General features: G+C 61.0%; 13 protein-coding genes. 9 read left to right on the top strand and 4 right to left on the bottom strand.

The features are described from left to right. The first annotated feature begins 269 nt into the window (after positions 1-269). Positions 270-2,408, top strand: coding sequence for a sodium-translocating pyrophosphatase (locus tag MPC4_RS15270; protein WP_134488188.1), 2,139 nt, complete (start codon positions 270-272; stop codon positions 2,406-2,408). A gap of 259 nt (positions 2,409-2,667) precedes the next feature. On the opposite strand, the gene bamE is transcribed toward MPC4_RS15270, so the two are convergent. After that, positions 2,668-3,156 (bottom strand): outer membrane protein assembly factor BamE domain-containing protein, encoded by a 489-nt coding sequence (bamE, locus tag MPC4_RS15265; RefSeq protein WP_174513264.1) that lies wholly within the window; start codon positions 3,154-3,156, stop codon positions 2,668-2,670. A 221-nt stretch (positions 3,157-3,377) separates the two neighbouring features. Here bamE and MPC4_RS15260 point away from each other — a divergent pair, with 221 nt between their 5' ends. The 6 genes from MPC4_RS15260 (at position 3,378) to MPC4_RS15235 (ending at position 8,367) form a co-directional block, all read left to right on the top strand. Continuing rightward, positions 3,378-3,905 carry a ubiquinol-cytochrome C chaperone family protein gene (locus MPC4_RS15260; protein ID WP_174513263.1) on the top strand — a complete coding sequence of 176 codons (528 nt, stop codon included), beginning with the start codon at positions 3,378-3,380 and terminating at the stop codon, positions 3,903-3,905. Between the two features lie 28 nt (positions 3,906-3,933). Continuing rightward, positions 3,934-4,551 (top strand): YceD family protein, encoded by a 618-nt coding sequence (locus tag MPC4_RS15255; RefSeq protein WP_174513262.1) that lies wholly within the window; start codon positions 3,934-3,936, stop codon positions 4,549-4,551. A gap of 375 nt (positions 4,552-4,926) precedes the next feature. After that, complete coding sequence (gene plsX, locus MPC4_RS15250) at positions 4,927-6,006, top strand: phosphate acyltransferase PlsX (RefSeq protein WP_134488182.1); 1,080 nt, start codon at positions 4,927-4,929, stop codon at positions 6,004-6,006. A 24-nt stretch (positions 6,007-6,030) separates the two neighbouring features. Beyond that, complete coding sequence (locus MPC4_RS15245; RefSeq protein ID WP_174513261.1) at positions 6,031-7,023, top strand: beta-ketoacyl-ACP synthase III; 993 nt, start codon at positions 6,031-6,033, stop codon at positions 7,021-7,023. A 358-nt stretch (positions 7,024-7,381) separates the two neighbouring features. After that, positions 7,382-7,717 (top strand): integration host factor subunit alpha, encoded by a 336-nt coding sequence (locus MPC4_RS15240; protein ID WP_134488178.1) that lies wholly within the window; start codon positions 7,382-7,384, stop codon positions 7,715-7,717. Positions 7,718-7,806: 89 nt separating this feature from the next. After that, positions 7,807-8,367: a MerR family transcriptional regulator gene (locus tag MPC4_RS15235; RefSeq protein ID WP_174513260.1), complete on the top strand. Its 561-nt coding sequence runs from the start codon at positions 7,807-7,809 to the stop codon at positions 8,365-8,367. 174 nt (positions 8,368-8,541) lie between these two features. On the opposite strand, the gene MPC4_RS15230 is transcribed toward MPC4_RS15235, so the two are convergent. Then, positions 8,542-9,108: a hypothetical protein gene (locus tag MPC4_RS15230; RefSeq protein WP_174513259.1), complete on the bottom strand. Its 567-nt coding sequence runs from the start codon at positions 9,106-9,108 to the stop codon at positions 8,542-8,544. Between the two features lie 108 nt (positions 9,109-9,216). Then, positions 9,217-10,086 (bottom strand): EcsC family protein, encoded by an 870-nt coding sequence (locus MPC4_RS15225; protein WP_174513258.1) that lies wholly within the window; start codon positions 10,084-10,086, stop codon positions 9,217-9,219. A gap of 351 nt (positions 10,087-10,437) precedes the next feature. On the opposite strand from MPC4_RS15225, the gene MPC4_RS15220 reads away from it, so the two are divergent. Continuing rightward, the gene (locus MPC4_RS15220; RefSeq protein WP_174513257.1) at positions 10,438-11,082 is read left to right on the top strand and encodes a transglutaminase-like cysteine peptidase; all 645 of its coding nucleotides are present in this window, start codon (positions 10,438-10,440) and stop codon (positions 11,080-11,082) included. A gap of 134 nt (positions 11,083-11,216) precedes the next feature. Here MPC4_RS15220 and MPC4_RS15215 read toward each other — a convergent pair whose 3' ends face one another. Beyond that, entirely contained in the window at positions 11,217-11,549 is a 333-nt protein-coding gene (locus MPC4_RS15215) for a carboxymuconolactone decarboxylase family protein (protein ID WP_134488166.1), read from the bottom strand. A gap of 141 nt (positions 11,550-11,690) precedes the next feature. Between MPC4_RS15215 and MPC4_RS15210 the strand changes: the two genes are divergently transcribed. Then, a complete protein-coding gene (locus MPC4_RS15210) occupies positions 11,691-12,287 on the top strand; it encodes a TetR/AcrR family transcriptional regulator (RefSeq protein WP_174513256.1) in 597 nt (198 codons plus the stop codon). Positions 12,288-12,323 lie beyond the last annotated feature (36 nt).

The raw sequence follows: 12,323 nt of genomic DNA, 5'->3' as shown, positions 1-12,323 counted from the left end.
TTCAAGCTCTCGTGTCCGGCGACGCGGCGGCGCGGGAATCGTGGCGCCCCCGGCCGAACCCGGCCTGTCGAGCCCCAGTTTCCGCATTTTTGTAGAAGCTCATGATTACATGGGTATTTCTTGCCAATAGTCGCCGATCGCGCAACCGATAAAAGCCTTCCGAATTTGATCGGTTCGATTGCGCCCCGCGGCGGTTTCTGCAAAACTCATTCATCAGGCGCGAGCAACGTCTCTTCAAAGCCTCAACAAAAGATCAAGGTAGGAAACTGATGAACGCCATTTGGCTTGTCATCCTGGCAGGGCTTTTATCCATTGTTTACGGAGTGACGACATCCTCGAAGCTGATGTCGGAGAGCGCCGGCTCGGCGCGAATGCAGGAAATCGCGGGGGCCATCGCGGAGGGCGCGCAGGCTTACCTCAAACGACAATATCTGACCATCGCCCTCGTCGGCGTCGTCATTTTTCTCGCTTTCTGGTTTTTCATGAGCGGGACGATCGCGATCGGCTTTCTCATTGGAGCCGTTCTGTCCGCCGCCGCCGGCTTCGTCGGCATGAACGTCTCGGTGCGCGCGAATGTGCGCACGGCGCAGGCCGCCTCGCGATCGCTTGCCGCCGGACTTGATATTTCGTTCAAGGCAGGCGCCGTCACCGGCATGCTCGTCGCCGGCCTCGCGCTGCTCGGCGTCGCCTCATATTTTTATGTGCTGACCGGGCCGCTGGGTTTCGCGCCGAACAGCCGGCCGACCATCGATTCGCTCGTCGCCCTCGGATTCGGCGCTTCGCTGATCTCGATTTTCGCCCGGCTTGGCGGCGGCATCTTCACCAAAGGGGCCGATGTCGGGGCCGATCTCGTCGGCAAGGTCGAGGCGGGAATTCCGGAGGACGATCCACGCAATCCAGCGACCATCGCGGACAATGTCGGCGACAACGTCGGCGATTGCGCCGGCATGGCGGCGGATCTCTTCGAGACCTATGCCGTGACCGTCGTCGCCACCATGGTCCTCGCCGCGATCTTTTTCGTCGGTCAGCCGGTTCTCTACAGCGCCATGCTCTATCCGTTGGCGATCTGCGCGACCTGCATCGTGACGTCGATCGCTGGAACCTATTTCGTCAAACTCGGCGCCGATGAATCGATCATGGGCGCGCTTTATAAGGGTCTGATCGCAGCGGGCGGCCTGTCCATTATCGGACTGGCGCTCGCGACAACCGTGACGGTCGGCTGGGGAACCATCGGCGTCGCCAACGGGACGCCAATCTCGGGGGCGCATTTGTTCGTTTGCGGCCTGATCGGCCTGATCGTCACCGGCTGCATTGTCGTGATCACGGAATATTATACCGGGACCGGCAAGCGTCCGGTGGTGTCGATCGCCCAGGCCTCCGTCACGGGACACGGCACCAACGTCATTCAGGGCCTCGCCGTGTCGCTTGAATCGACAGCGGCGCCCGCGCTCGTCATCATCGGCGGCATCATCGCAACGAGCCAGCTCGCGGGCCTCTACGGCACCGCGATCGCCGTGACGACGATGCTCGGAATCGCCGGCATGATCGTCGCGCTCGACGCTTTCGGGCCGGTGACCGACAACGCGGGCGGCATCGCTGAAATGGCCGGCCTGCCGAAGGAGGTCCGCCGCGTCACGGACGCGCTCGACGCCGTCGGCAACACGACAAAGGCTGTGACAAAAGGCTATGCGATCGGATCGGCGGGTCTTGGCGCCCTTGTGCTGTTCGCCGCCTATAGCCACGATCTCGAATATTTCGCCGCAAATCCCGGTCAGTTCCCATATTTTAAGGGAATTGGCGCGATCTCCTTCGATATCTCCAACCCTTATGTCGTCGCCGGGCTCATCTTCGGCGGGATGATACCCTATCTGTTCGGAGGCATTGCCATGACGGCGGTGGGGCGCGCCGCCGGCTCCGTGGTGGAAGAAGTGCGGCGTCAGTTCAGGGAGAAGCCCGGCATCATGCAAGGGACGGAACGCCCTGATTACGGCCGGGCGGTCGATATGCTGACCAAGGCGGCGATCAAGGAAATGATCGTGCCCTCGCTCCTGCCGGTGCTGGCGCCGATAGTCGTCTATTATGGCGTGCTGCTGATCTCCGGCTCCAAGGCTTCGGCTTTCGCGGCGCTTGGCGCCTCGTTGCTCGGCGTCATCGTCAACGGCCTTTTCGTCGCGATCTCGATGACTTCCGGCGGCGGCGCCTGGGACAACGCCAAAAAAAGCTTCGAGGATGGCTTCGTCGACAAGGACGGCGTCAAGCATTTCAAGGGCGGGGAGGCGCATAAGGCGTCGGTGACCGGCGATACGGTCGGCGATCCTTATAAGGACACGGCGGGTCCCGCGGTAAACCCGGCGATCAAGATCACCAATATCGTCGCTCTGCTGCTGCTCGCCGCGCTGGCCCATTGAGAGGCCGCGCGGCCAGCTTGCAACCGCATCCGGCGCAAACCTCAGGCGACGTCCGCCTGAGGGGTCCAAAGCGCTCTTTGCTTATGATCTGTTTGTGAATTGTCACGTCGCGCGCTGCGCGGGCGGACTGAAAACCCTGGAGCCGGACGGCTTGGGATGGGATCGCGCCACGATCCCACCCAAAGTCTAAATCCGACTCTCATCAATAAGTCAGGACATGATGTCGTGCGAAAGCCGGTTTCCGTTTCTCGGCGTCCGGCTAGAAGTGCATCAGGTTAAGGAACATTCCCTTGAGGAGGGTCGATTCGGCGCCGGCCGTCGGTGTCGTCCGCGAGACGAAATCGAACACTTTGCCGTCCTGAATGCCGTAATTGGCGACGCGCTCGACCTTCTTGTTCTTGTCGAAGTAAACGGCGAAGACGCGCTGGTCTATGAGCTTCGGCTGCATGAATGCGAGGCCGTGGTCTGTGACCTGCGTCACGTAGTACCAGGCGTCGCCGCCCACCGTCGACGTCGTGGTCGGCGTTCCAAGAAGGGTCAGGATCTGCTCCGCAGAGGAGCCTACTCTTACCTGATCGAAAGTGCGGGCGTCGGTCTGATAACCGTGGATGACCTGACCGTCATAGCCGAGGCAGCCGCCAAGGCCGAGCGAAAGCGCCGCCGCCAATGCGATTTTCAAGCTGACCGATCGGGAGCCTGAAGCCGGCGCCTTCTTGCTGCGAACATTGGCCGCGATGCCGAACCACATTCTTTGAAGCCTCCGGCTGAAGTCGTGTTGAAGAGATTGAAAGCCGGCCGTCAGTTGCATTTACGGCGAGGCTGAGCGATGCCTAACCTCCGGCTATGTCAAAAGCAAGATATCGCTCCAAGGCTCGAGCCGGAACCGTGCGGCCTTCGCCCCGCAGCAATTTGGCCATTCGAGGTTAAGCCGAGGTGAATTTCAGCCCGGCGAAACGTGGATATTTACGCATGCTTTCGAGCCTTTTCCGCCGCTCAGCCAACCGTCCGGTGCTTGATCGCCTGCATGGCGAGATCATAGCGGCCGCGCGCGAGCCCGCGCTTTACGCCGATTATGGCGTCCCCGACACTTTCGAGGGGCGCTTCGAGGCGATGACCCTCCACGCAACGCTTGTCTTGCGGCGCCTCAACGTCATGGCGGCTCCAGCGCCCGACCTCGCCCAGGACCTTGCCGACGCCATTTTCGCGCATCTCGATGCGACGCTGCGCGAAATGGGCGTGGGAGACGCGGCCGTTCCCAAGCGCATGAAAACTCTTGCCGAGGCTTTCCTTGGGCGCGGCGTCGCCTATGATCAGGCCTTGCGCGCGGACGCCTCGGCGCTCCTCGCGGCGCTCGCGCGCAATGTATATGCGGACCGCGCCGACGCGGCGCGTCTTGCGCGTTATGTAAAGGCTGCGAGCGCGGCCCTTGAGGAAGCTCCGTTTGAAGCTTTCGCCAAGGGGCCTGTTCCCTTTCCAAAGCCTGCGGCGATTATTTGACGACCATAAGGTCAAGGAGGCGATTGCGATGAAATCGAACAGCGACGCCGGCTCCAGGAAAGCGCCGCGAGGGGACGCCCATGCCCCCGCGAGCGAAGTCCCCAATCTGTCGCGCCTCGTCGAGGTGGATAATATTCCGGACGCAGGGCTAGACATTTCAGTGCGGGCCGATGCGGCTGAACGCGCGGCAATCGCTGAAGCCAACGGCCTCGTCGCCGTCGAAAGTCTTGAGGCCGACCTCGACGTGATCAAGGAAAGCGCAAAAAAATTCAGGATCACCGGCCCGCTGCGGGCGCGCATTGTGCAGACCTGCGTCATCAGCCTCGAGCCGTTTGAAAGCGAAATCGAGGCGCAGGTCGAAGCCGATTTTCAGAATTTTGTCGAAAAAGCCGCGCCGCGGGCAAGGTCTGCGCGGCGGGCGGAGGCCGAAGCCGAGCCGGAGCCATCCTTCGCCGCGCAGCTCGATGCGCCTGATCCCGTCGTTAATGGGCGGATCGACGTTGGCGCGCTTGTGGAGGAATTCCTTGTCCTCAGCCTTGATCCTTATCCGCGCAAACCCGGCGTCCAATTCGAAGGCGCCGAATGTCCCGGCGCGCCGGATGAACCAGCTTCTCCCTTCGCGGTTTTGAAAAAGCTGAAGGATTAAGCCTGAGCGGAGGACATCCCGCGGGCGGCGAATTTGGCAAGATTTGCGCCTGCGCCCTGAAACATGGGCTTTTCTCAGAATCCTGCGCCGCGTGTTTTGGGCGCCACTACCATCTCGTAAGTTTATCCTATATTTGAAGCCAAGGGAGCGTCAGAGTCCCATCGAAACTCCATAACGCTGAACGTCAGAAAGCCGGTTCACCTGAGAGCGCCTGATCTCGAAAGCCATGGGAATGACTGGATCAGGCCCTTTGGTTTGCCTCGATTTAGCATGGGCCGTCGCCGATCAGGACGAAATTTCAACTCCTTACCACCTAATCTTTAGATCTGCCGCGAACGTGGCGCCTTGGCGCGCATGACCTGAGTTGCGAACCTTATGATGAAGCCAGTGCGAATAGCGCTCGACGCGATGGGCGGCGATTTTGGACCGGAGGTTATGCTTCCAGGGGCCGCGCGCGCGCTTGAGCGAGGCTCGGATATCGCCTTCTCGATTTTTGGCGACGAAAAGCTGATCGGCCCTTATCTCGCAGCCAATCCAGGGCTCGCCGCCGTCTCCAGCCTGCGTCATACGGATGTCGCGGTCCGGATGGACGACAAGCCGAGCCAGGCGCTGCGCGCCGGACGGCGCAATTCGTCGATGTGGCTGGCGATCGAAGCTGTCAAGAAGAACCAGGCCGACATCGCCGTTTCGGCCGGCAACACCGGCGCATTGATGGCCATGGCGAAAACCTGCCTGCATACCATGCCGAACGTCGATCGGCCGGCGATCGCGGCCATCTGGCCGACCGTGCGGGGCCGGACGATCGTGCTCGACGTCGGCGCCTCGATCGGCGCCGATGCGCAGCATCTCGTCAACCTCGCCATCATGGGGGCTGCGATGGCGAGGATAGTTCTCTCCGTCGAGCGTCCGACCGTAGGCCTTTTGAATATCGGCTCCGAGGAGATGAAAGGGATCGACGAGGTGAAGAAAGCTTCGCGCCTTTTGCGGGAAGCCGCCTTGCCCAACCTTGACTATGTCGGATTCGTCGAGGGCGGCGACATCGGCAAAGGCACGGTCGATGTCGTCATTACGGAGGGGTTTGCGGGCAATATTGCCCTGAAGACGGCCGAGGGCACCGCCAATCAGATGGCGCAGTATCTCCGCGAGGCGCTGAGCGGCGACCTCCTGTCGAAGATCGGCTATCTTCTGGCGCGCAAAGGCTTTGCCGCGCTCAAGGTCAAGATGGACCCCCGCAACGTCAATGGCGGCGTCTTCCTCGGTCTTGATGGAGTCGTCATCAAGAGCCACGGCCATTCAGACGTTTTTGGCACCTCCGTGGCCATTGAAATCGCCTATAAAATCGCGCGCCACCAGCTTCTTGGCCAGATACGCGAGGCGCTCGCCAGATCGCATGAAGCGCGCGCGCCGAAGCTCAGCGGCGCCAGCCAACCTGCAACCGCGCCGTCTCAATCCTGACCGGCTTCGATTGGATCATTTGCTTTGATAGATGCAGCCAAAGGCAAGCTCCGTTCCGTCGTCGTGGGACTTGGCTCTTATCTTCCCAAACGGATCGTCAGCAACGCCGATCTCGAAAAGTCGCTCGACACGACCGATGAATGGATCGTGCAGCGGACCGGGATAAGGCAACGCCATGTCGCGGCCGAAGACGAGCCGACGTCAATACTTGGCCTGAACGCCGCGCGCGCCGCGCTGGCGGACGCAGGCTTGACCGCCGACGCCATTGATCTTGTCATCGTCGCGACCTCTACGCCCGATTATACTTTCCCAGCGGTCGCCACTCAGATTCAGGCTGGCCTTGGCATGCATCACGGCGCGGCCTTCGATCTGCAGGCCGTTTGCTCCGGCTTCGTCTTCGCCGTCGCCACCGCCGACAAGTTTCTTGTATCAGGCTCTCACAAGCGCGCGCTCGTGATTGGCGCGGAGACATTTTCGCGCCTGCTCGACTGGAACGACCGGACGACATGCGTTCTATTTGGCGACGGCGCGGCGGCGATCGTGCTTGAAGCCACGCCCTCCGCGGGAACTTCGAGCGATCGCGGCGTGCTCACCTCGCATCTGCGCTCTGACGGGCGTCATCGCGAAAAGCTCTACGTCGATGGCGGCCCATCCTCGACGAAGACCACCGGCGTGCTGCGCATGGCGGGGCGGGAGGTCTTTCGCCATGCCGTCGGCATGGTCACGGATGTCGTCACCGAGGCTTTCGCCGCGACCGGCACGACAGCGGCGGACCTCGACTGGTTCGTGCCACACCAGGCGAATCGCCGAATCATCGACGCCTCCGCTGAAAAACTCGGCATTGACGCGCGCAAGGTCGTCATCACCGTCGATATGCACGGCAACACTTCCGCGGCTTCGATTCCGCTCGCCCTCGCGGTCGCGCGCGACGATGGCCGGATCAAGCGCGGCGATCTCGTCATGATCGAGGCGATGGGCGGCGGCTTTACCTGGGCTTCCGCGCTGATCCGCTGGTAAAAGGCGCGGGCAATCCAGCGTCAGACGCCTTGATTTGACCTGTGATTTGCTCCAGACTTCGCGGGCCATCGTTTTCAATCAACCGGCGGCGTCAATCAATCCGATAGATTTCGTTTGATCTATACGCCTTCCCGGCCGACGGAAACCTGCGCGAAACGCTGGACTCGCGACTTTCCTCGGCTACACTTTATGTATCGCCTCGGATCGGCTCCGGTCAGGTCCCGGCTTTTGGGCACGGTCACATCGTCTGAATTAAGCTCAGACGCAAGGTTCGCTCGGACAGACAAGAGATTGAAGGATGACAAAGTTTGCAACCATATCCGCAGCAGGTAAGCTTGCAGACACGCCTGCGGAGCAAATGGTTGATGCGCTCCCGAAGCTTGACGCGCGGACGATTACGCGCGTGGATCTCGCCGAGGCAGTCTACCGCTGTGTCGGCCTGTCGCGAAAAGAATCCGGCGCCCTCGTGCAGATGGTTCTGAATGAGCTGTCGGACGCCCTGGCCCAGGGCGAAACCGTCAAATTGTCCTCCTTCGGCTCCTTTGTCGTGCGCTCAAAATCCGAGCGCGTGGGGCGCAACCCTAAGACCGGGATCGAAGTGCCGATTACGCAACGCCGCGTTCTCGTGTTCAAGCCGTCGAGCGTGCTCAAGGGGCGCGTCAATGGCCAGACCGTGACGGAGGACGACGCATAGCCGAAGCGCGCCCTGAATGCCTTGCATGATTTGATCGACATAACCGATTGGGAGCGCGATCGCGCCTACGGCCTGGAGCCCGAAGCGAAATGGACAAGAGCGCCGACGCTTTTCGAACAATCAGCGAAGTCGCCGAAGAGCTTGATCTGCCGCAGCATGTGCTGCGTTTCTGGGAGACGCGTTTTCCGCAGATCAAACCGATGAAGCGCGCTGGCGGGCGCCGTTTTTATCGCCCGAACGACATCGACATTCTTCGCGCTATCAGGCGGCTCCTTTATAGCGAAGGCTATACGATCAAAGGCGTGCAAAGGATCCTGAAAGAGCAGGGCGCGCGGGCGGTGATCGGCGCCGGACTCGCCGCCGCGGACGCCGGCGTTCATGCCGCCTCGCCAGCCGCGCCTCAAGCGCGCGCGGCGCGCGGCGACGATTTATTCAGCCGGCCCGCGGATCCCGCCGTACTCGACGAGGATTCAAATTACACTGTGCCAGAAGGACTGGCCGCGATGAGCGATCAGGCCGCGGCTCATACGGGCGCCGAAACGGGCGGCCGCGCCGGAGCCCTGAACACGGAAGCGATCGGGCGTTTGAAGTCGATCCTGCGCGAACTCGACGAGTGCGAGCGGATGCTCGACGCAGCCCGCCGGCGTTAGGCGGCATTTCCCGGACTGCTGTGATTTTGTACTCATTTCGTCCGAAAGTGGCGCGCGATTTTCGCCGCCGATACTTCGAGCAGAATGAGTCCCGGAATCGCATTCCGCGCTTTAAGCCTTTGTTTTACCGCATGATGTGGGTCAGGAAAGTCTGCAATTTTTCGGCCTCGTGCTTTAGGGGCCAACGTAGCGGATCCTGTGGCCTTTCGCGTCGGTGATCATCGCGCCTTCCGATAGTCCCGAATCGGCGACGGAACGGCCGATGAGGAGAGCGGAATCGCCGCTACCGCCGGAACTGCCGGCGTCGATGGCGAGCAGGGCGTTGCGCTCGCGGCTCGGGAGCCCTTTGATCTCGGATATTTTGGCGAAGTCGTCGGCGCTATGATGAGTGCTTGAGGATCCCGTGAAGATGCGGATGCCGTCCGGCGTCATCACCGCGTCGCCATCCCTCAGGCTGTCGTCATCCATGAAGCCCGTCACCCCATGCGCCGAGGAGGGGTGACTTCTGGCGACGACGATTCGCGGATGGCGCGCCGCGATTTTTCTTCTGTGCTGACGATGCTCATAGCGAAACCCGGGCGGGTAGCCAGGCGCGAGGGCAGGGGACGGCTGAGGCGGGAAAAGGAAATCGAAAAACCCGGCCTGCGCCGGGCTGACAGGCGCGATGAGGGCGACAAAGACTGCCGCGGCGACGCCGGCGCGGCCAGCGCAATTCGTCAGCGAACTTGTCAGGGATTTCATGGAAGCTCCATAGCTGATCGAAGACCAGCGCTATTCAGCCGGAGGAGACGCCTCTGAAGCGCCGCATTATTACCACAATGACGCCATCTCGGGCAAGGCTCCGGCCCGTTACATTTCGCGCGCGAGCCGATTATATTCGGCTCGAACCAGGCTGGCACCATAGATACGCTCCAGCCGGCGAACGGTGAAATGGCCGCGCGCCAACGTCTGGAAGTGATCGACGAATGCGTAATTGATGGCCGCGCCGCTGGCGGCGCCGATGATTGGGACGCTTTGAGCCGCGAGCTTCTGCGAAACCACGACGCCGAAACGCGTGCTGATCTGTGCGATGAGGCGCACGAGCATAGGGGCCGCCTGCTCGGTCAGCCCGCGATCCAGAAAATGGCGGGCCGACTCGCTGACCGACCTGGCGAGCATGACCCGCACCGCGAAATAGCCGGTTTCGAGTGCGCCGCCGCGCTCTTCCCGGCTGCTTGAGCCGGCGTCGCCGCCAAGGGCGAAGACCTCGAGACAGGCCAGGGCGACGTCTGGATCGGTCAGATCCTCGCCTTCGCTTCGGGCGACGTCCGCGATCGAGCGCAGCATGACCGTGGTTGTGAACGGAAGCTCGACCGGCAGCCCGGCGAGACCAAAAGCCCCGCCAGCGGCGCCGGCCATTGTCGCAAGGGATTTGTGCAGCCGTCGCCGATCGCGCATTCCCGCGCTTGAAAGGCTGCGCAAGGCAAGGCCCATGGCGGTATGAATGGCGGTCTCGGCGGCCTTGTTGACAACCTCCGCGACGGGCGCTGGAACGACAAGGCCGATCAAGCCGATCTGGCGGCCGATTAGCGACGTGAGCCGCATTGCGAGGCTCGAGCGCTTCAGTTCGTCGATGGCGCGCCGCAACGACGCCTCGTCGGTGGGCGACAGCGGAACGGCTTCGGCCGGGATGAGATCCCGGCTAGTCGGCGCCGGCTGAATGTTCGTCGAAGGGTTCAAAATGGCGCCTCGTTAACAATGTTTTAATTCTGTAGCGTGGCGAAAGGGCCTTGAGGTTGACCCTGCGTCAGCATCGCATTAACGATTTAGAAACGAATTGGGCAAGGCGCGGTTCGCCAGCTGGATCGTTGAATTGTAGGTGCTCCTGCGCGCTCAGTTCTACAAGAGGGCTGTCTGCGATCCGAAGTAAAATTACGTAAGATTGGGTTGGTTCCACGGAAGAACAGATTAAGCAACGTTCGGCTTCCGCCCAGTGTTCGCTCCGTTAGGATAAAATCCGAGCATCGCATTTAATCGCGCGACAAACCCCCGCTGCGAAGACTGCCGACATGTGACGTTGGAGGCTCGAAGATGGACAGTTGGGTTGCAGGCAGGAAATTGGCCGGGGGGCTTGTTTCGTTCGCAATGCTCTCGGTCTGCCTTTTGTCGCCAAACGCCGCGTCGGCGCATGCCGCGCTCCCCTCAACTGCTTCCTTCACGCCCGTCGGAGAGCCAACCAGCACGCCTTACGGTTGGGCCGATTTCTGCCGCCGTTACCAAGGCGAATGCGACGGCGCCCCGCTCGAGCCGGTCGATATCGTCGCCGCCTCAAAAACGTCGAAAGAGATCGAGCGTGTCAATAAATGGGTCAATGATCATGTCACGCCCGTGACCGACATGGAGCATTGGGGCGTCGTCGATCAATGGGACTATCCGACCGACGGCAAAGGCGACTGCGAGGATTTCGCGCTGATGAAACGCAAGATCCTGCTGGAGGAAGGCTTTCCGCGCCAGGCTCTGCTGATGACGGTGGTCAAGGATTCCAGTAACGAGGGCCATGCCGTATTGACCATCAAGATGAGCGACGGCGATTTCGTTCTCGACAATCTGTCGGGCGAGATGAAGCCCTGGGACAAAACGGGCTATCGCTTTGTCAAGCGCCAATCCCAGAGCGACCAGAACGTCTGGGTTCAGCTTGGCGATCCAACGCCCGCTCCCGATTATGTGTCGCGCTGATCGCTAGCGAGGGAGGTCTTTGCCCGGCGGCTTGAAGAGGACGCGTTTTCGCGAAAAACGCATCCTGCCTCCTAAGCTCTTGTCTAATCGCATGATTTGCGCCCAAAAGCCGGCGGCTTTTGGGCATAGATGCTTTAACCGGCGTCGAAGGCGTGCATCGCGCGTGCCGAGTAAACCAAAGCGGCGCCCGTGTTCAGCGCGATGGCGACGCCGAGCGTTTCTGCCAGCTCCTCCTTTGTCGCCCCCGCCTTGCGCGCCGCTTCCGTATGGAAGGCGATGCAGCCGTCGCAACGCGTCGTGACGGCGACCGCGAGCGCAATGAGTTCGCGCATCTTCGCGCTCAGAGTGGCTGTCTTTGGCGCCGCATCGGAAAGGATCTGATTTCCTTTGAGGATGTCGGGATTGATTTGACCGATCGTTCCGAAAGTTTCGGAGAGTTGCTCGCGGTAGGCTGCCCAATTTTGCATCAATTTTCCTCCTGTATCTATTTATTAGTAGATAGAACATTTATCTATTAATAGATAGATAGGCGGGGATCAAGAGGCAGTTTGCGCATCTTGCCGTGATGGCATACTGGCCTATCAAGGGAAGGTTCAGGCGCGCGACACATGAAAGACACGCGATTGGAGCTGCTGACGAAAGCGGAGGCGCTGGTCAGAAGCCGGGGCTACAGCGGCTTCAGCTATGCGGACCTTGCGCTTGCTGTCGGCGTGCGCACAGCGAGCATTCACTATTATTTCCCCGCCAAGAAGGATCTCGGCGTCGCGCTGGTCGCGTTTTACGACGAAAGATATGACGCGGAGATGGCCGGAATACTTCGCTCCACCGACGATGGGCTGGAGCGCGTCACTGCTTATGCGAGACTCTACCTGAGCGGATTGGAGCAAAAGCTCGGCTGTCTGTGCGCTGTGCTTGCGATAACGCCTGAATTTCTGCCCACTGAAATCAGGGACGCGGTGCGGCGCTTCTTCAGGAAGCATTTTTTGTGGCTCAAGACCGTCCTTGAAGAAGGTCGCGCCAACGGCAGCATCCGGAAAGACATAGACTGCGACCAGCAGGCCCGCGTCGCGATTGCGCTTCTGGAAGGCGCCTTGCTGATGGAGCCGATGCTTGACGGCTCCAGCGGATTCATGAGCGCCATCGCGGCGCTCCAGAGCCAGTTGCGGCCGGCTTCCAAAGGGGATCAGTCGCCGAAAGAGGCATGACCGCGCCGGTCTGGCGTGATCATGCCAAGGCTTCCG

The sequence above is a fragment of the Methylocella tundrae genome (genome assembly GCF_901905185.1).
GTDB classification, from domain to species: domain Bacteria; phylum Pseudomonadota; class Alphaproteobacteria; order Rhizobiales; family Beijerinckiaceae; genus Methylocapsa; species Methylocapsa tundrae.
This window is presented reverse-complemented; position numbering and strand designations above follow the sequence as displayed.

Excerpts from the sequence above, each read along its gene's own strand:
- MPC4_RS15270 (WP_134488188.1), top strand. The coding sequence starts at position 270 with ATGAACGCCATTTGGCTTGTCATCCTGGCAGGGCTTTTATCCATTGTT.
- bamE (WP_174513264.1), bottom strand. The coding sequence starts at position 3,156 with ATGTGGTTCGGCATCGCGGCCAATGTTCGCAGCAAGAAGGCGCCGGCT.
- MPC4_RS15260 (WP_174513263.1), top strand. The coding sequence starts at position 3,378 with ATGCTTTCGAGCCTTTTCCGCCGCTCAGCCAACCGTCCGGTGCTTGAT.
- MPC4_RS15255 (WP_174513262.1), top strand. The coding sequence starts at position 3,934 with ATGAAATCGAACAGCGACGCCGGCTCCAGGAAAGCGCCGCGAGGGGAC.
- plsX (WP_134488182.1), top strand. The coding sequence starts at position 4,927 with ATGATGAAGCCAGTGCGAATAGCGCTCGACGCGATGGGCGGCGATTTT.
- MPC4_RS15240 (WP_134488178.1), top strand. The coding sequence starts at position 7,382 with ATGGTTGATGCGCTCCCGAAGCTTGACGCGCGGACGATTACGCGCGTG.
- MPC4_RS15235 (WP_174513260.1), top strand. The coding sequence starts at position 7,807 with ATGGACAAGAGCGCCGACGCTTTTCGAACAATCAGCGAAGTCGCCGAA.
- MPC4_RS15230 (WP_174513259.1), bottom strand. The coding sequence starts at position 9,108 with ATGAAATCCCTGACAAGTTCGCTGACGAATTGCGCTGGCCGCGCCGGC.
- MPC4_RS15220 (WP_174513257.1), top strand. The coding sequence starts at position 10,438 with ATGGACAGTTGGGTTGCAGGCAGGAAATTGGCCGGGGGGCTTGTTTCG.
- MPC4_RS15215 (WP_134488166.1), bottom strand. The coding sequence starts at position 11,549 with ATGCAAAATTGGGCAGCCTACCGCGAGCAACTCTCCGAAACTTTCGGA.
- MPC4_RS15210 (WP_174513256.1), top strand. The coding sequence starts at position 11,691 with ATGAAAGACACGCGATTGGAGCTGCTGACGAAAGCGGAGGCGCTGGTC.